The 17,541-nt window shown below is 59.0% G+C and carries 13 protein-coding genes; 4 read left to right on the top strand and 9 right to left on the bottom strand.

Annotated features, from left to right (window positions below):
- Positions 1 to 27: 27 nt before the first annotated feature.
- The 5 genes from AAEZ03_RS16925 to betI form a co-directional block, all read right to left on the bottom strand.
- Complete coding sequence (locus AAEZ03_RS16925) at positions 28 to 1,365, bottom strand: TldD/PmbA family protein (RefSeq protein WP_048370835.1); 1,338 nt, start codon at positions 1,363 to 1,365, stop codon at positions 28 to 30.
- Positions 1,365 to 2,807 (bottom strand): TldD/PmbA family protein, encoded by a 1,443-nt coding sequence (locus AAEZ03_RS16920; RefSeq protein WP_048370833.1) that lies wholly within the window; start codon positions 2,805 to 2,807, stop codon positions 1,365 to 1,367. Before AAEZ03_RS16920 ends, AAEZ03_RS16925 begins: the two co-directional genes overlap by 1 nt.
- A gap of 218 nt (positions 2,808 to 3,025) precedes the next feature.
- A complete protein-coding gene (betA, locus tag AAEZ03_RS16915; RefSeq protein ID WP_048373952.1) occupies positions 3,026 to 4,729 on the bottom strand; it encodes a choline dehydrogenase in 1,704 nt (567 codons plus the stop codon).
- Positions 4,730 to 4,853: 124 nt separating this feature from the next.
- Complete coding sequence (gene betB, locus AAEZ03_RS16910) at positions 4,854 to 6,326, bottom strand: betaine-aldehyde dehydrogenase (RefSeq protein ID WP_123750845.1); 1,473 nt, start codon at positions 6,324 to 6,326, stop codon at positions 4,854 to 4,856.
- A 110-nt stretch (positions 6,327 to 6,436) separates the two neighbouring features.
- Positions 6,437 to 7,030, bottom strand: coding sequence for a transcriptional regulator BetI (gene betI, locus AAEZ03_RS16905; RefSeq protein WP_048373954.1), 594 nt, complete (start codon positions 7,028 to 7,030; stop codon positions 6,437 to 6,439).
- A gap of 404 nt (positions 7,031 to 7,434) precedes the next feature.
- Here betI and AAEZ03_RS16900 point away from each other — a divergent pair, with 404 nt between their 5' ends.
- The gene (locus AAEZ03_RS16900; protein ID WP_350580186.1) at positions 7,435 to 9,372 is read left to right on the top strand and encodes a BCCT family transporter; all 1,938 of its coding nucleotides are present in this window, start codon (positions 7,435 to 7,437) and stop codon (positions 9,370 to 9,372) included.
- 111 nt (positions 9,373 to 9,483) lie between these two features.
- Here AAEZ03_RS16900 and choV read toward each other — a convergent pair whose 3' ends face one another.
- The 3 genes from choV to AAEZ03_RS16885 form a co-directional block, all read right to left on the bottom strand.
- The gene (gene choV, locus AAEZ03_RS16895; protein WP_350580152.1) at positions 9,484 to 10,662 is read right to left on the bottom strand and encodes a choline ABC transporter ATP-binding protein; all 1,179 of its coding nucleotides are present in this window, start codon (positions 10,660 to 10,662) and stop codon (positions 9,484 to 9,486) included.
- Entirely contained in the window at positions 10,659 to 11,504 is an 846-nt protein-coding gene (choW, locus tag AAEZ03_RS16890) for a choline ABC transporter permease subunit (RefSeq protein ID WP_048373962.1), read from the bottom strand. The genes choV and choW overlap by 4 nt, the downstream gene beginning before the upstream one ends.
- Before the next feature lie 68 nt (positions 11,505 to 11,572).
- A complete protein-coding gene (locus AAEZ03_RS16885) occupies positions 11,573 to 12,520 on the bottom strand; it encodes a choline ABC transporter substrate-binding protein (RefSeq protein WP_350580150.1) in 948 nt (315 codons plus the stop codon).
- A gap of 332 nt (positions 12,521 to 12,852) precedes the next feature.
- On the opposite strand from AAEZ03_RS16885, the gene AAEZ03_RS16880 reads away from it, so the two are divergent.
- Both AAEZ03_RS16880 and AAEZ03_RS16875 read left to right on the top strand, forming a co-directional pair.
- A complete protein-coding gene (locus tag AAEZ03_RS16880; RefSeq protein ID WP_350580148.1) occupies positions 12,853 to 14,229 on the top strand; it encodes an L-serine ammonia-lyase in 1,377 nt (458 codons plus the stop codon).
- Positions 14,230 to 14,326: 97 nt separating this feature from the next.
- Positions 14,327 to 15,415 carry an RHS repeat-associated core domain-containing protein gene (locus AAEZ03_RS16875; RefSeq protein WP_350580146.1) on the top strand — a complete coding sequence of 363 codons (1,089 nt, stop codon included), beginning with the start codon at positions 14,327 to 14,329 and terminating at the stop codon, positions 15,413 to 15,415.
- A gap of 63 nt (positions 15,416 to 15,478) precedes the next feature.
- On the opposite strand, the gene AAEZ03_RS16870 is transcribed toward AAEZ03_RS16875, so the two are convergent.
- Complete coding sequence (locus AAEZ03_RS16870; protein ID WP_350580144.1) at positions 15,479 to 15,826, bottom strand: DUF6124 family protein; 348 nt, start codon at positions 15,824 to 15,826, stop codon at positions 15,479 to 15,481.
- Positions 15,827 to 16,334: 508 nt separating this feature from the next.
- Here AAEZ03_RS16870 and AAEZ03_RS16865 point away from each other — a divergent pair.
- Positions 16,335 to 17,396 (top strand): RHS repeat-associated core domain-containing protein, encoded by a 1,062-nt coding sequence (locus AAEZ03_RS16865; protein WP_350580141.1) that lies wholly within the window; start codon positions 16,335 to 16,337, stop codon positions 17,394 to 17,396.
- The last annotated feature ends 145 nt before the right edge of the window (positions 17,397 to 17,541 follow it).

The following is a 17,541-nucleotide window of genomic DNA, read 5'->3' as shown; positions in this document are numbered from 1 at the left end:
TCCCACAATTTGGAGTGATGCTGCCTCTTACAACGTGAGCGTGAGTTTTTTGACCACCGCACCCGGCAATAGATTCGATGCAGTCTGGCGTTGGTCGTAGGTGCTGGCCGAGACCAGCAGCTCCCGCTCTGCCGTCAGTGCTTCTAGTTGCGAACCCAGCAGGCTGTACACGCTGTCATCAAACCGCATGGTATTCACCGGGGCCTTGATCTCGCCGTCTTCGACCCAGAACGTGGCGAACCGGGTCATACCGGTCAGGCGTGCTGCTGGTTGATCAGAGTAGTTCAAGTACCACAGGTTGCTGATGTACAGCCCGGTGCCCAACTGCTTGAGGATATCGGCCTGCGCCAGTTGACCGGCCGCCATCGCCAGTGCGCTGGGTGCTTCGCTGCCCGGCGCGCCGTTGACCTTGAGGCCGTATTCGGCCGCGCTGCGCGAACTCACCAGTTGCTCGGCGGCCTTGCCGTGTTTGACCAGCGACAAGTCCTGGCGCGGGTAGCCCTCGCCGGAAAACGCCGGGCTTAACGACTGGCTTACGTGTTCGTCCAGCGACACCAGCGGGCTCAGCTCGGCATCACCGCCATAGAGCTTTTGCAGCGGGCTGTATTTGCTGGCCAGCGCTTGGGCCGAGAAGCCGCCCCAGCAGAGCATGCTCATGACTTCTTCCAGTGCCGCAGGGGCCAGGTAAGCGCGGTACTCGCCGGGGGCCAGCACGTGGGCCGGGCGGTCGAGAAACGCCAACTGCTCGCGGGCCAGTTGCATGCGCTGGGCGAAGCGCTCGCTGTCCCACTGGGCACCGGCGTAGCTGGCTTTAACCGCTTGGCCGTTGCTGTGGAACAGGCTCCAGTCAAAGTTGAAACTGTTGGCCTCATGCCAGCCCAACGCGCCTTGCGAACTGGCGTAGCCGTAGCTGATCGGGCCGCTGGCGTAGAAGCCGACCAGATCGACCCCGTGGGCGGCGCGGCGGATTTCATCCAGCACCTGCGCCGTGTCCGGCAACGCTTCGGCCTGCTCGGTGTGGCTGTGCCACGGCTCGGGGTTGAGCAGCAGGTACGGGTCGACCGGCAGCAGCGGCACGGTGTCGCGCAGTTGTTTCAGCGCATCGGCCACGCGTTGTTGGTCAACCGCAGGCTCACCGGCCAGGGTCACGTTGACGCTGGCATGGCGGCCTTCGTTGATCAGCTTGAGGCTAAGGCTGGCCTGCTGAACCACACCGGCCTGGCGCACTTTGCCTTTGTTGAAGCGAATAAATTCCGAGGTTTCGGCGTTGTAGCCCACGGTGAATTGCTCGGGGCTGACCAGCGCCTTGCGCAGCCACGCCACCAACCCTTCGAACTGCTCGGCCTGACTCATTGGCGTACCCATCAGGCATCCCCTCCAAACACATCAATTTGACTGAACACACAGGCCGGGGACGCGTGCCCCACGCGGATCACCTGGTTGGGTTCACCTTTGCCGCAGTTGGGCGTGCCCAGCACTTTAAAGGTGCTGGCGTCGCCCACGGCGCTGAGGTTGCGCCAGAACTGCTCGGAAATACCCCGGTAGTTGGGGTTTTTCACCACACCCTTGAGTTCGCCATTTTCGATCAACTGGCCCCATTCGCAGCCGAACTGGAACTTGTTGCGGGCATCGTCAATCGACCATGAGCGGTTGTTGGCCATCAAAATGCCGTGCTCAATGCCGCCAATCAACTGCGCCATGGACTGATCGCCCGGCTCGATATTGAGGTTGGCCATGCGGTCAATCGGGGCGCGGTTCCAGCTGCACGCGCGGCTGTTGGCCACGCCTTCGAGGCCTGCGCGGAACTGCGACAGCGCGCCGCCCAGCGGGCGCAGGAGCAGACCTTCGCGGATCAAGAATTCTTTGCTGGCCGGGGTGCCGTCATCGTCAAAGCGGTAACTGGCGAGCTGCTCGGGAATCGTCGGGTCGAACGTCACGTTGAGCAGTTTGGAGCCGTATTGCAGGCTGCCGAAGTCGCTGGTTTTGACGAAGCTGGTGCCAGCGTAATTGCGCTCGTCACCCAAGATCCGGTCCAGCTCCAGCGGGTGGCCGATGGACTCGTGGATCTGCAGGATCATCTGGTCGGGCATCAGCAGCAGGTCGCGGGTGCCTTGCGGGGTGTTGGGGGCGAGCAGCAATTGCAGCGCCTGGTCGGCCACCGTGGGGCCTGCGCCGATCAGCCCGCAGCGGCGGATCACATCGGCGCCGCCTTGCTGGCCAAAGTTATCGCGGCCCAGGGTGCGGCTTTGGCTGTCTTGGCCGTCGTAGGCGGTCACGCTCATGCCGGGGAAGACAAAGCGTTGCGCCTGACGCAGCTCGGCGCCTGCACTGTTGAGGTAGATCTGCTCGACATGGGTCAGCCCCAGCGAGGCGACCCAACTGACCAGTCGCTCGTCCTTGGGCACGGCGGCTGACTCGGCGCCCAGCAGCGCATAGCAGTCGCTCAGGGACGGGAACGCCTGGTCGAGATCGGGCGAGCAGTAATCAAACTTGGCGTTAGACACCGGCTCGTGGCTCAGGTCGAGCAGCGCGTGGTCGGCGATCAACTGGGCCTGGGCTTCGGCACGTTCCAACGCGGCTTGCAGCCCCGCCTGGGATAAATCGTTGGTGGCCGCGTAGGCTTCCACGCCCTTGAGCCGGACGGTCAGCATCGCCCCTTGATCGTGATTGAAATAAGGCGGTTCTGCGATGTTCTTGCGTACCGACAGGTATTGCCCGGATTCACGTACATAACGCAGCGAAAAGAACTCGGCTCGGGTACGCAGGGCGGCGAAGCGCTGCTTGAGCTGAGGGTGGAAATCGAACATGCACGGACCTCCGAAAGCGGGAAATCGGGTGTACAGCGGGGAGTGAGACGCGAAACGAGGCCCTAGAGTAGGCCTGCGTAGAGGTGGGGGCAAGCGGGGGAGAATGAAACGTGTGTAGCCGCTGCCGCAGGCTGCGATAAGGCCCGCAGGGTCTTCGCTTTTAAAAAGCGCGACCCCTTCGGGCTCGATCGCAGCCTGCGGCAGCGGCTACAGGGGTGTTACTGCGCGGTGCGGCTCACTTCGCGCAGGGGCTTGCCACGCACCGGGGCATCGCCTGCGACGTAGTAGTCGGCGGTGCTGCGCGGCAATGGCTGGCGGCCACGGATCTTGTCGGCGATTTTCTCGGCGATCATGATCGTCGGCGCGTTCAGGTTACCGGTGGTGATCAGCGGCATGATCGAGGCATCGACCACACGCAGACCTTGCAGGCCATGCACGCGACCTTCGCCGTCAACCACGGCCATCTCGTCGGTGCCCATTTTGCACGAGCAGGACGGGTGGAAGGCCGTTTCGGCGTGTTCACGGATAAACGTGTCCAGCTCTTCGTCGGTCTGCTTGTCGATGCCCGGGCTGATTTCACGGCCACGGTAAGCGTCCAGTGCCGGTTGCTGCATGATTTCACGGGTCAGGCGGATGCCGTCGCGGAACTCTTGCCAGTCTTGCTCGGTGGACATGTAGTTGAACAGGATGCTCGGGTATTCACGCGGGTCGCGGGACTTCACGTTGACCCGGCCACGGCTCGGCGAACGCATGGAACCCATGTGCGCCTGGAAGCCGTGCTCTTTCACACCGTTGCTGCCGTTGTAGTTAATCGCCACCGGCAAGAAGTGGTACTGAATGTTCGGCCAGTCGAAATGCTCGCGGGTGCGGATAAAGCCACCGGCTTCGAACTGGTTGCTGGCACCAATGCCTTTGCCGGCGAACAGCCACTCGGCGCCAATGGCCGGCTGGTTCCACCACAGCAGCGACGGGTACAGCGACACCGGCTGAGTGCACGCGTATTGCAGGTACAGCTCAAGGTGGTCTTGCAGGTTCTGGCCAACGCCCGGCAAGTCATGCACCACCGGGATGTCGAGGCTGTTGAGCAGTTCGGCCGGGCCTACACCCGAGCGTTGCAGTACAGTCGGCGAACCGATGGCGCCGCTGCACAGTAGGACTTCTTTGCGCGCCTTGGCTTCAATGCGCACGTGGTTGTCGCCGGTCATGTAATGCACGCCGACCGCACGCTTGCCTTCAAAGATAATCTTGTCGGTCAGGGCGTGGGTGACGATGGTCAACGTCGGGCGTTGTTTGGCGATGTCCAGGTAACCGCGAGCGGTGCTGGCGCGACGGCCGTTTGGCGTCACGGTACGGTCCATCGGGCCGAAGCCTTCTTGCTGGTAGCCGTTCAAGTCTTCGGTGCGCGGGTAACCGGCTTGCACGCCTGCTTCAACCATGGCGTGGAACAGCACGTTGTTACCGGCTTTAGGCGTGGTCACACTGACCGGGCCATCGCCACCGTGGTAATCGTTGGGGCCGATGTCGCGGGTTTCTGCCTTGCGGAAATACGGCAGGCAGTCCAGGTACGACCAGTCTTCCAGGCCAGGGTTTTTTGCCCAGCCGTCGTAGTCCATCGCGTTACCACGGATGTAGCACATACCGTTGATCAGCGACGAACCGCCCAGGCCCTTGCCGCGGCCACATTCCATGCGGCGGCCGTCCATGTGCGGTTCCGGGTCGGTTTCAAACGCCCAGTTATAGCGACGGCCTTGCAGCGGGAACGCCAGCGCGGCAGGCATTTGGGTACGGAAGTCGAAACGGTAGTCCGGGCCGCCTGCTTCAAGCAGCAGCACGGTGACGCCTTGGTCTTCAGTCAGACGGGTCGCCAGGGTGTTACCGGCAGAGCCGGCACCAATGATGATGTAGTCGAATTCTTGGGACATAAAATGCACCCTCTTTGAAGTTGTGGCACAAACCGTGGGAGCGGGCTTGCTCGCGATTCATGCGACGCGGTCTGTCAGGCAGACCGCAGCGATTCCATCGCGGGCAAGCCCGCTCCCACAGGGCTTAGAACACCGAAACGTAATCGCCCAGCTCTACCTGTACCGATTTGATCTGGGTGTACTGGGCCAGCGAGCTGATGCCGTTTTCACGGCCAATGCCCGATTGCTTGTAACCGCCCACCGGCATTTTTGCGTCGGACTCGCCCCACGCGTTGATCCAGCAAATGCCCGCTTCCAGCTGATGAATCACGCGGTGCGCGCGGTTCAGGTCTTTGGTGACGATACCGGCGGCCAGGCCGAACTCGGTGTCGTTGGCGCGGCGGATCACTTCTTCTTCGGTGTCGTACGTCAGGATGCTCATCACCGGGCCAAAGATTTCTTCTTTGACGATGGTCATCTCGTCGGTGCAGTCAGTGAACACGGTCGGGGCCACGAAGGCGCCTTTGCCCAGTGCGCCTTCGGTCAGACGTTCGCCGCCGCACAGCAAGCGGGCACCTTCTTCTTTACCCTTGGCAATGTAGCCCAGCACGCTTTCCATGTGAGCAAAGCTGACCAGCGGGCCGAAGTTGGTGTTTTCGTCTTCCGGGTTGCCGATGCGGATGCGCGCAACGCGCTCCAGAATCTTGGCTTCGAAAGCGGCTTTGAGTGCGGTTGGCACGAACACGCGGGTGCCGTTGGTGCACACCTGGCCCGAGCTGTAGAAGTTGGCCATCATCGCGGTGTCAGCCGCGCGGTCCAGGTCAGCGTCGTCAAAAATGATCAGTGGCGACTTGCCGCCCAGTTCCATGGTCACTTCCTTCAAGGAAGAGCTGGTGGCGCTGGAGGTCACTTTTTTGCCGGTGTCGGTGCCGCCGGTGAACGAGATTTTCTCGATGCGCGGGTGCTCGGTCAGCCAGGTGCCGACTTCACGGCCGCTGCCGGTCAGAACGTTGAACACGCCGTCTGGCAGGCCCGCTTCAGTGAAGATCTCGGCCAGCTTCAAGGTGGTCAGCGAGGTGACTTCGCTTGGCTTGAAGATCATGGCGTTACCGGCCGCCAGGGCGGGTGCGGATTTCCACAGGGCGATCTGGATCGGGTAGTTCCAGGCGCCAATACCGGCCACAACGCCCAGCGGCTCGCGGCGGGTGTAAACGAAAGAGGTGGTGCGCAGCGGGATCTGCTCGCCTTCGATGGCGGGCGCCAGGCCTGCGTAGTATTCCAGCACGTCGGCGCCGGTGACGATGTCGACGTAACGGGTTTCGGAGTACGACTTGCCGGTGTCCAGGGTTTCCAGAGCCGCCAGTTCATCGTTGCGCTCGCGCAGGATCTCAACGGCGCGACGCAGAATGCGCGAACGCTCCATGGAGGTCATGGCGGCCCAGATTTTCTGGCCTTTTTCAGCGCTGACAACAGCGCGCTCGACGTCTTCCTTGGTCGCACGTTGCACTTGTGCGAGGACTTCGCCGTTAGCCGGGTTGATGGCATCGAAAGTAGCGTCGCTACCGGCGTCGGTGTAGCCGCCGTCGATGTAGAGTTTTTGCAATTCGAAACGGGCCATAAAATCCTCGCAAGTGCAGACAAGTGGTGGGCGTTAATCGTCAATCGGGTGCCATCTAACTGTGGCACCGCAGATTCACGACAGTTCAGGGGTTAAGCGTTAATTGAGGCCTAACTCACCTGTTTCGCCAGTTGTAGATCCATGTATTCGTAGCAGATGCGTTGTGCCTGTTCGGTGTCGAAAGCGTCACCCGACAGAGCACCCCGCAACCATAGACCATCGATGAGCGCTGCCAGGCCCCGTGCGGCGTTGCGGGCTTGAGCCTGCGGCAACACGCGACGAAATTGGCAGCACAGATTGGAGTACAAGCGGTGATCGTTGATCCGCTGCAATCTGTGCAACGACGGTTGGTGCATGCTGGCTGCCCAAAAGGCCAACCAGGTTTTCATCGCCGGGCCACTGACCTGGCTCGCGTCAAAGTTGCCTTCAACGATCACCTTCAAGTGCGCCCTTGGGCTGTCATCGTCGAGTGCTTGGCGGCGCTCGGCGACGTTATCGATCAAAACGTTCATCAGATACCGCATGGTGGCGGCGATCAGACCGTTCTTGTCCTTGAAATAGTGACTGATGATGCCGTTTGAAACGCCCGCCAAACGGGCGATTAGCGCAATGCTGGCATCTGCCATCCCGACCTGATCGACCGCCGTCAACGTGGCTTCGATCAACTGCTGGCGGCGTATGGGTTGCATACCGACCTTGGGCATTGTGTGCATCTCCTTGGGGCCGGCGCGCAGCGCATGACAATCACTGAACGACGGCCAGTCTATTTTGTTTTGATTGAACGTTCAATCAACAAAGAATAAGATCTGCGACAATTCGTCGCGTGCTGTGGTGCTTTTCCTACAACAAGTGCCGAAAACGACACGGTAAATACCGCCGGATGCAGAGAGCCGGTAGGCGCGAGCGATGCTCGCTCCTACAGGGACAGGCAGGGTCCGGTTTTTTTAGCGGTGTCTTTATATCACTCGACCGTTGGTCGCTATGTAACCGATTGGTCGAGTGGTGCGTTGCCTTTAGTCCTTGTGTCGCACTTGCCTGGAGCACCCGTGCAATGAGTTCTGCCTCTCTTATAAAGACCCCGCCACAAAAGGTGACGGTCAATGGTTGGGTGTTTTACACCTCTACCGCCTTGATACTGTTGTTGACTGCCATCTTGATCGCCTTCCCTGAAGAAGCCGGGCACATTCTGGGCGTTGCCCAAGAGTGGCTGTCGCGCAGCTTCGGCTGGTACTACATGGTGGTGATTGCCGCCTATCTGATTTTTGTCGTGGGCCTGGCGTTCTCGTCCTACGGCAAACTGAAACTGGGCACCAAGCAAGACAAGCCCGACTTCAGTTACGGCGCGTGGGCCGGGATGCTGTTCTCGTCGGGTATCGGCATTTCCTTGCTGTACTTCGGCGCGTCCGAGCCGCTGGACCACTTCTTCAACCCGCCAGAAGGCGTGTCGGCCAGCCATGAAGCGGCGCGTCAGGCGTTGCAACTGACCTTTTTGCACTGGGGCCTGCACGGCTGGGCGATCTACGCACTGGTTGGGTTGGCCGTGGCGTACTTTGCCTATCGCCACAACCAGCCGCTGGCGCTGCGTTCGGCGCTGTACCCGCTGATGGGTGAGCGTTGGGTCAAAGGCGCGGCGGGCCACGCGGTCGACGGCTTCGGCATGTTCGTGACCCTGCTGGGCCTGGTGACCAACCTGGGCATCGGCTCGATGCAAGTGTCGTCCGGGCTGGAAAACCTCTTCGGCATGGCGCACAGCAACACCAACCTGCTGATCGTGATCATCGTGATGAGCACCGTGGCCACCATCGCGGCGGTCTCGGGTGTTGAAAACGGCATTCGTCGGCTGTCCAACCTGAACATCATCCTGTTCAGCGGCCTGCTGATTTTCGTGCTGCTGTTTGGCCCTACCTTGCACCTGCTTAACGGCTTTGTGCAGAACGTGGGTGATTACCTCAACGGCATCATCATGAAAACCTTCGACCTGTACGTGTACGAAGGCGACAGCAAGAAAACCGAAGGCTGGCTGGGCCTGTGGACCCTGTTCTACTGGGCCTGGTGGATTTCCTGGGCCCCATTTGTGGGCATGTTCATCGCGCGTATTTCCCGTGGTCGTACCGTGCGTGAACTGGTAGCCGGCGTGCTGTTGATTCCGCTGGGCTTTACCCTGGCGTGGCTGTCGATTTTCGGTAACTCGGCACTGGACCTGGTGGTGAACCAGGGCGCGGTAGAGCTGGGCAAAACCGCCCTTGAACAACCGTCGATGGCGATTTACCAACTGCTTGAGCATTACCCCGCGTCGAAAATCGTGATTGGTGTGTCGATTTTTGTTGGCTTCGTGTTGTTCCTGACCCCGGCGGATTCGGGCGCGGTGATGATGGCCAACCTGTCGTGCAAAGGCGGCGACGTAGACGAAGACGCGCCGCACTGGCTGCGCATTTTCTGGTCGGTGGTGATCACCCTGGTGACCATCGGTTTGCTGTTTGCCGGTAACTTTGCGGCCATGCAAACCATGGTGGTGCTGGCGGGCCTGCCGTTCTCGGTGGTGCTGGTGCTGTTTATGTTTGGCCTGCACAAAGCCATGCGCCAGGACACCCTGGTGGAACAAGAGCAAGCGGAACTGGCGGCCCGTGGTCGTCGTGGTTTCAGCGAGCGTTTGACCACCCAGGACCTGCAACCGACCCAAGCGGTGGTGCAGCGCTTTATGGACAGGCACGTGACCCCGGCACTGGAAGAAGCGGCAGCGCAACTGCGTGCACAAGGCCTGGAAGTGCAAACCCTGTTGGGCGCCGCCAAGCGCTGCATGGGCGTGCGGGTAGACATGGAAGAAGGCAACCCGTTTGTCTACGAAGTGAGCCTGGACGGCTACCTGGCCGCGCCGAGCGACTCGGGGCAAGACGAAGTGCGCAGCCGTTACTACCGGGCCGAGGTGTACCTGCACAACGGCAACCAGGAGTACGACTTGATGGGCTTCACTGACGAGCAAATCTGCCGCGATGTGCTTGACCAGTTTGAAAGCCATCGCCAGCTCCTTGGGCGGGTTTACAGCTAAGAGCATCGAGCATGTAGCCGCTGCCGCAGGCTGCGATGGGTTGCGAAGCGACCCTGCTGTTGAAGGCCCTGCGGTCCTTATCGCAGCCTTCGGCAGCGGCTACATGATGGCTTAACCCAAATTCTTGCCCAACAACGCGTGGTACAACTCGGTATCACCCAGTATCCCCACCACTTTCTGATTGTCGTGCAGCACCAGTTTGTTACCGGTCTGGTAGCGAATTTGCAGCGCATCGCGCATGCCGATATTAGAGTCCACCAGCGTCGGCCTGCGGCCCAGGCTGTCGACCGATTGCCCGCTGCGCCACTGTTGTAAGTCCACCACGCCCGCGCCATTGCGCACGCCTTTGATGGTGTTGCCTTCGTGCAGGTCGATCCACGAATCATCCCCCGGATCGATGCACACCGAGCCGTTGATGCGTTTACAGTTGTCCAGCGTGCGCATCAGGCTGCGCCCGCACAACACGTTCAGCGGGTTGGTGTGCGCGACAAACGTGCGCACGTAGTCATCGGCCGGGTTGAGCACGATTTCTTCCGGCTTGCTGTACTGGATGATCTTGCCGTCTTTCATGATCGCGATGCGGCTGCCCAGTTTCAGCGCCTCATCCAGGTCGTGGCTGACAAACACGATGGTCTTGCTGAGCTTGCGTTGCAGTTCCAGCAACTCGTCTTGCAGGCCCTGACGAATCAGCGGGTCAAGTGCCGAGAAGGGTTCGTCCATCAGCAGAATATCGGCGTCCATCGCCAGCGCCCGCGCCAGGCCAACACGCTGCTGCATGCCGCCGCTCAATTCGTCGGGCTTTTTATTGCGCCATTGGCTCAGGCCCACCAACTCCAGCTTTTCATCCACCAGCGCCTTGCGTTCTTTTTCAGGGCGGCCCTGCATTTCCAGGCCAAAGCTGATGTTCTCGCGCACCGTCAGCCAGGGCATCAGGGCGAACTTTTGAAAGACCATGGCGATGCGCTTGGTGCGCATCATTTTCAGCTCGGCGGGGGTACACGAGGCGATGTCGATTTGCTTGCCTTCGTGCTCCACAAACAACTGGCCACGGCTCACCGTGTTGAGGCCGTTGATACAGCGCAGCAAGCTGGATTTGCCCGAACCGGACAAGCCCATGAGCACGCAGATTTCACCTTTGTCGATGTCCAGGCTGGCCTTTTCAACGCCGACAATCTGCCCGGTTTTTTTCAGGATCTGATCCCGCGAAAGGCCCTCATCCAGCAGCCTCAGCGCCTCACGCGGTTTTTTGGCGAAGATCACGTCAACCTTGTCGAAGCGAATAATACTCATGCGTCAGCTCCTTTTTTGGCGTCCGGCTGTTTGCAGATCCGGTCGAGCATGATCGCCAACAACACAATCGCCAGCCCGGCTTCAAAGCCCAGCGCGATGTCAGCCGTGTTCAGGGCGTTGACCACCGGTTTGCCCAGGCCATCAGCACCCACCAGCGCGGCGATTACTACCATCGACAGCGACAGCATGATGCACTGGGTCACCCCGGCCGCGATGCTCGGCATGGCGTGGGGCAGTTCGATACGGGTGAGCAACTGGCGGCGCGAACAGCCAAACGCCTTGCCGGCATCCAGCAGTTCATGGGGCACGTCACGAATGCCCAGGTAGGTGAGGCGGATCGGCGCGGCAATCGCAAACACCACGGTCGAAATCAGCCCCGGCACCACCCCCAGACCAAACAGGGTCAGGGTAGGGATGAGGTATACAAACGTCGGCACGGTTTGCATCAAGTCCAGCACCGGGCGCATGCACGTATACACCGCCGGTTTATGCGCGGCGACGATGCCCAGCGGCACACCGATGATCACGCACACAAAGGTGGCAAACACCACCTGCGCGAGGGTTTCCATGGTCTCTTGCCAATACCCCAGGTTGAGGATCAGCAAAAACGACAACGCAACAAAGACCGTAAGCCCCCACTTGCGTTGAATCAGGTGGGCAAACAATGCGATCAACCCGATAAACGCCAGCGGGTTGAACCAGGTCAGCGCAAACGTTACGCCATGGATCATGGCTTCGAGTGTGGTCGCAATGGCATCGAAGATATTGGCGCCATGTTTGGTCAGCCAGTCGACGAAGTCGGCGATGTACTCGCCCAACGGGATTTTGTGATCTATCAGCATGGTATGAACGTCCGCATGCAAGTGGAGTTAAAACGGGGCCAGCGCGGCAAGCCGCCTGGCGTCCGCGATTACTTCGCGAGGCTGGCCTTGACCGCCTCAAGCCCCGGCTTGCCATCAACCGTGGTCACGCCCGCGAGCCAGGTGTCGAGCACCTGCGGGTTCTGTTTAAGCCAGGCTTTGGCAGCCACATCCGGCTTGATCTTGTCGTCCAGCACCTTGCCCATCAGCGTGCTTTCCATGTCGAGGGTGAACACCAGGTTTTTCAGCAACTGGCCAACGTTGCTGCATTCCTGTGTGTAGCCTTTGCGGGTGTTGGTGTAGATGGTGGCCTGGCCGTAGTTGGGGCCAAAAAAATCATCGCCACCGGTGAGGTACTTCATTTTGAAGCGGGTGTTCATGGGGTGCGGTTCCCAGCCCAAAAACACCACGTCGGTGCCGCGCCGCTGAGCGCGTTCGACTTGCGACAACATCCCGGCTTCGCTCGACTCAACCACCTTGAAGCCTGCGTCCTTGAGGCCAAATGCGTTCTTGTCGATCATGCTTTGAATCGTGCGATTGCCGTCGTTGCCCGGCTCGATCCCGTAGATCTTGCCGTCCAGTTCCTTCTTGAATTTAGGCAGGTCAGCGAAGTCTTTAAGGCCCTTGTCATACAGCGCCTGCGGCACGGCGAGGGTGTACTTGGCGTTTTCCAGGTTGGCGCGCACCGTTTCAACGGTGCCCGCATCGCGGTAGGCCTTGATGTCGTTTTCCATGGTGGGCATCCAGTTGCCCAAAAAGACGTCCATGTTTTTGCCATCGGCCAGGGACTTGTACGTCACCGGCACCGAAATCATGGTGGTTTTGGTTTTGTAGCCCAGTGCATCCAGTACTGCGCTGGTGACCGCCGTGGTGACCGTGATGTCGGTCCAGCCCACGTCCGAAAAATTAACCGTGCTGCACTGCGCAGGCTCGGCGGCCTGGGCGATGGCGGGCAGACTCAGTACGGCAGCCAACAGCAAAGGGTAGGAATGTTTCATGCAACGACTCCTGTGTGTCTGGGTGGCAGTTTTCGATCGAAAAGCCGCCCCCTCGGGTGATGCCGGTTGGCATCTGGCAATCGAGTCGAGACTGATCATGTAACAGCCAAAATCAAACGCCTACCGCCCGCGTCGCATCCAGTACAGGCAGGGTCGTATCTGATACCTGCGAGGTCGCATTTGGACGTTTCCTCCCCAAAAACCGCACTTTTCCCGCGTCTGATCCGCATAAAACGGCGACGGCGCTGGCAGACAATAGCGAGTCGTTGCTGGACGTTTTCAGGGGCTGGAAACCGACCATGATGCAAGCACTCATTACGAGGCTCGTCCCCATGGCTATCAGCGTGTTTGACCTGTTCAAGATCGGCATTGGCCCCTCCAGCTCCCACACCGTGGGGCCCATGCGGGCTGCTGCGCTGTTTGTGCAGGGGTTGCGCGAACGCGACCAACTGCAACAGGTGCGACGCATTGAGGTGCAGCTTTACGGTTCCCTGTCGGCCACCGGCATCGGGCATGGCAGCGACAACGCCGTGATCATGGGCCTGATGGGCGAGTGGCCAGACGCCATTGACCCGGCGCAGATCGCCCCGCGCATCGCTGAGCTGCACGACAGCCAGACCTTGCTGCTCGATGGTTATTTGCCCATCCCGTTTGTGTGGGCCAGCGACATGCGCCTGCTCGACGAAAACCTGCCGTTCCACCCCAACGCCATGACCCTGATCGCCGAGACGGCGAGCGGCGAACTGCACCGCGACACCTACTACTCGGTGGGCGGCGGCTTTGTGGTGGATGCGGCGCAAGCGGCCAGCGGTGTCATGGACATGGACCGTACCGAATTGCCCTATGACTTTGGCAGCGCTGTGGAACTGCTTGATTTGTGCCGCGAACATCACCTGAGCGTGGCCGCCTTGATGATGGCCAACGAACGCACCTGGCGCAGCGAAGATGAAATCCGCTGTGGCCTGATCAAGCTTTGGCGCGCCATGCAGGACTGCGTCGAGCACGGCTTGAAACACGAAGGCATCCTGCCCGGCGGCCTCAACGTGCGCCGCCGCGCCGCCCGTTTGCACCGCAGCTTGCAGGAACTGGGCAAGCCCAACGTGATCGGCTCAACCTTGAGCGCCATGGAATGGGTCAACCTGTTCGCCCTGGCGGTCAACGAAGAAAACGCCGCGGGCGGGCGCATGGTCACGGCGCCCACCAACGGCGCGGCGGGCATCATCCCGGCAGTGCTGCACTACTTTATGAAGTTCAGCGACGAGGTCAGCGAAGCCAACGTCGTCGACTACTTATTAAGCGCAGCGGCGATTGGCATTTTGTGCAAAAAGAACGCCTCGATTTCGGGCGCCGAAGTGGGCTGTCAGGGCGAGGTCGGTTCGGCCTGCGCCATGGCCGCGGCCGGGTTGGCGCAAATCCTCGGGGCCAGCCCCGAGCAACTGTGCAACGCCGCTGAAATTGGTCTGGAGCATAACCTGGGCCTCACCTGCGACCCGGTGGGCGGGCTGGTGCAAGTGCCGTGTATCGAGCGCAACGCCATTGCGGCGGTCAAAGCCATCAACGCCGCGCAAATGGCCCTGCGCGGGGACGGTCAGCACTTCATTTCACTGGACCGGGTGATCCGCACCATGCGCGACACCGGCGCCGACATGCACGACAAATACAAAGAAACCTCACGCGGCGGTCTGGCTGTAAGTGCCGTGGAATGCTGATAGCTGTAGGAGCGAGCTGTACCTAACAGTTCTGCCAGTAGGCAATGAGTCGTGCAGGGCACAAGGTAATGGCATTTGCTGACCTATGGATGTGTCTATGCTCCGCCTCTACCGTTACGACCCACTTGATCGACTGACAGCCGTTGCCGATCACCAGCGCTTCTACAACCAGGCCCGTTTAGCCACCGAAATCCAGGGCTCTGTGCCGCGCAGTGTGTTTCAGGTGGGCGATCACGTATTGGCCGAGGCCGAGACGGGTGGCAGCAACCTGCTGGCCACCGACCTGCAACGCTCGGTGTTGCACGCAGTAAACCCCGATAAAACCCGACCGATTGTTTACAACGCGTATGGCCATCGCCCGGCTGAAAGCGGTGTGGTCAGTGTGCTGGGCTTTAATGGCGAACGGGCTGACCCGGTGACGGGGCATTATTTATTGGGCAATGGCTATCGGGCGTTTAACCCGGTGTTGATGCGCTTTAACAGCCCGGACAGTTGGAGCCCGTTTGGGCGAGGCGGGATTAATAGTTATGGGTATGCGGGGGGCGATCCGGTTAATCGGGTTGATCCCAGCGGGCATTTTTGGCGTGCGTTGAAAAATTGGTTGTTTAAGTCAGGGAGTAAAAGATCTCTCGCAGTACAGGCGGCTCCCGTCATTGCCAGACGTAGCTCAATCGACCTGGAGAGCCAGTTAATGATGGATTTTAAAGTGTTAATGCCGAATATTTATGCGGGCCGAACAGTAGCCAATGATCATAAATTCTCGAGGCTTGAGGTAGTAGGGCATGGTGGTTTTTATGAACACGGTGGTAAACAGGTAGGCGTTATTGCTTCTAGTGGCCAAGCGTTTACAGCAGAAGAACTGGGTAAAGCGCTAGTGTCAAATGGGCTTATGAAGAAGGCCAAAGAGGTCAATTTAATAATGTGTCATTCTGCAGATGTGGCCAGCTATACGGGAAAATCTTTTGCTCAAGAACTCTCTGATTATTTGAATGTACCCGTAACGGGTTACAAGGGGGAGGTACAGCGCAGGCCTTCAAGTTACCTGCTGGATGTTGTTGATAGTACCGCAGCCGATCCAATGGCTCGCTATGTACGCGTGAGTTCAATGGTTTCAGATAGAGCAGCTCTTATCAGGCAAGGGTTATCCAGTGATTACTATAGACCAGTAACTTTTACACCCGGATAAGCCCGATTTCAATCCAATACGCAGTGCTTTTAACGCGCCTGCTTGCACTCAGGCGCGTGCCGTTTAGTGCGTGACCAGACGGTCCAGCGATGTATCGACAAAGGTCTTGGCCAGCTCCGCCAAGTGCCCGATGGACAGCACCACATCGTGCTGATTGCCGCTCAAACCATTCCCCGCCTCACTCGCCGAAGCAACCATACAGCGCAACAAGTCTGACGCCTGGGCCAAAGCCGCTTCTAAATTGACGCTGCCGGGTATGGCATACATGGCCTGATCCATGTGCCGTGGAGGCTTATGGTTGTGCAGGTAGTAATCAAGGGCGCGATCAGTCGCCGCACGGTCCAGTAACTGTGACGTGCGCTCAACGGCATCGGGGGATGTGACAGGTGGATCGGGTGTCAGTTTTTTCATGGTTACAACTCCGAACTTAATTAAAGGAGCTGTACCTGTCGCTACTAAACGAAGGTGGCAGCCGCACGCAGGTTAGTAGACCGGTAAGTTCGGGACCCGGCGCGCCCGAAGGCGCCCTGCGCACGACCACCATAAAACGCAGGCCGTAAAAAAGCGCCTCGCGGAGGTGGCGCCTTGCGCCGAACTAAACCGGGCTACTAAACCCGACCGCTGTTTTTGGCAGCGATGGCCGAGACTATGCCCCGAATGGAGTGGACGCAAGCGAACGGGATTTTCTCGGAAGTGTCCTTGGATTGAAAGCGAAACGTCGTACGAAACGGCTGATTTTCACGGTTCCAAGGGGGCTCACGTTTTTTGTAGGAGCGAGCTTGCTCGCGATCTTTTGATCTTTTAAAAGATCGCGAGCAAGCTCGCTCGTACAGAGGTTTATACCTAGCAGATCTGCCAGTAGGCAGCTGTGCAGCGCCGGTGCAAGCTGAGCGTACTTGTACACGACGAGCGTATACACATGCCCACAGTCCTCTATGCCTACGACCCACTGGACCGCTTGATCCAGACGGCGGGTATTCGGCGCTTTTACAACCGCTCGCGCATGACTACCGAAATTGAGGGCGCGGTGCAGCGCAGTGTGTTTCAGGTGGGCGATCACGTGTTGGCCGAGGGCGGGGCGGGTGGCAGCAACCTGCTGGCCACCGACCTGCAACGTTCGGTGTTGCACACGGTTAACCCCGATAAAACTCAACCCATTGCTTACAGCGTGTATGGCCATCGCCCGGCTGAAAGCGGCGTGGCCAGTGTGCTGGGCTTTAATGGCGAACGGGCTGACCCGGTGACGGGGCATTACTTGTTGGGCAATGGGTATCGGGCGTTTAACCCGGTGTTGATGCGTTTTAACAGCCCGGACAGTTGGAGCCCGTTTGGGAAAGGCGGGATTAATGCGTATGGGTATTGTGGGGGAGACCCGGCAAACCAAGTCGATTCACTTGGCCATGCTAGCTATTTTTTTAAAATGCTTAATGGAGTTACAACCATTATTCCTAAGGTCAGCTATTCAGGTGCAAAAAAAGGGTATGTAAAGCTGAGTGAATTTACCGAGCTTTTACCAAGTGTGTTGGCGGCCAAAGAGAGGTTGAAAGATGGAAATATCCGTTTAGTGATCAACGGGCATAGTTCTAAGGGACGCATGGTATATGGCGCGGATAATCGCGCCCTTTCGATCGAAAAGTTGGTGGCTTCCATTGAGGATAGCGGTCTCGATGACTATTCGTCCATTAGGCTTATATCGTGTAAAACAGCCATGGGGGCAGAAAGTTCATATGCGCAGCAACTGTCGACTGCCATAGGGCTTCCTGTGAAAGGTTATGTGAATAATGTGATGACCCTTTATTCTTTGAAGCAGATAAAGGTGTTGTTTGAGCATCGGTATGGTGTGCCGTTGGGGAAGATGGACGGTGTCTATGTTCCAAAAGAAGAGTTTGTTCTAAAGTCGCGGGTAAACGTGCCAAAAGGACAGGAGAATTCTTTTCAATCTTTTAAATCAAAAGTATTTAACCCCATTCGGGAGACGTGAATAGTAGTTGCGTTCATCGCACGCCCACCCTAAAACTGCGGCCGAAAAAGCGCCACAGTCAGGGGGGGACCTAGCAGATCTGCCAGTAGGCAGCTGTGCAGCGCCGGTGCAAGCTGAGCGTACTTGTACACGACGAGCGTATACA

The organism is Pseudomonas sp. HY2-MNA-CIBAN-0224 (assembly GCF_040310285.1).
GTDB classification, from domain to species: domain Bacteria; phylum Pseudomonadota; class Gammaproteobacteria; order Pseudomonadales; family Pseudomonadaceae; genus Aquipseudomonas; species Aquipseudomonas helleri.
This window is presented reverse-complemented; position numbering and strand designations above follow the sequence as displayed.

Excerpts from the sequence above, each read along its gene's own strand:
- AAEZ03_RS16925 (WP_048370835.1), bottom strand. The coding sequence starts at position 1,365 with ATGGGTACGCCAATGAGTCAGGCCGAGCAGTTCGAAGGGTTGGTGGCG.
- AAEZ03_RS16920 (WP_048370833.1), bottom strand. The coding sequence starts at position 2,807 with ATGTTCGATTTCCACCCTCAGCTCAAGCAGCGCTTCGCCGCCCTGCGT.
- betA (WP_048373952.1), bottom strand. The coding sequence starts at position 4,729 with ATGTCCCAAGAATTCGACTACATCATCATTGGTGCCGGCTCTGCCGGT.
- betB (WP_123750845.1), bottom strand. The coding sequence starts at position 6,326 with ATGGCCCGTTTCGAATTGCAAAAACTCTACATCGACGGCGGCTACACC.
- betI (WP_048373954.1), bottom strand. The coding sequence starts at position 7,030 with ATGCCCAAGGTCGGTATGCAACCCATACGCCGCCAGCAGTTGATCGAA.
- choV (WP_350580152.1), bottom strand. The coding sequence starts at position 10,662 with ATGAGTATTATTCGCTTCGACAAGGTTGACGTGATCTTCGCCAAAAAA.
- choW (WP_048373962.1), bottom strand. The coding sequence starts at position 11,504 with ATGCTGATAGATCACAAAATCCCGTTGGGCGAGTACATCGCCGACTTC.
- AAEZ03_RS16885 (WP_350580150.1), bottom strand. The coding sequence starts at position 12,520 with ATGAAACATTCCTACCCTTTGCTGTTGGCTGCCGTACTGAGTCTGCCC.
- AAEZ03_RS16880 (WP_350580148.1), top strand. The coding sequence starts at position 12,853 with ATGGCTATCAGCGTGTTTGACCTGTTCAAGATCGGCATTGGCCCCTCC.
- AAEZ03_RS16875 (WP_350580146.1), top strand. The coding sequence starts at position 14,327 with ATGCTCCGCCTCTACCGTTACGACCCACTTGATCGACTGACAGCCGTT.
- AAEZ03_RS16870 (WP_350580144.1), bottom strand. The coding sequence starts at position 15,826 with ATGAAAAAACTGACACCCGATCCACCTGTCACATCCCCCGATGCCGTT.
- AAEZ03_RS16865 (WP_350580141.1), top strand. The coding sequence starts at position 16,335 with ATGCCCACAGTCCTCTATGCCTACGACCCACTGGACCGCTTGATCCAG.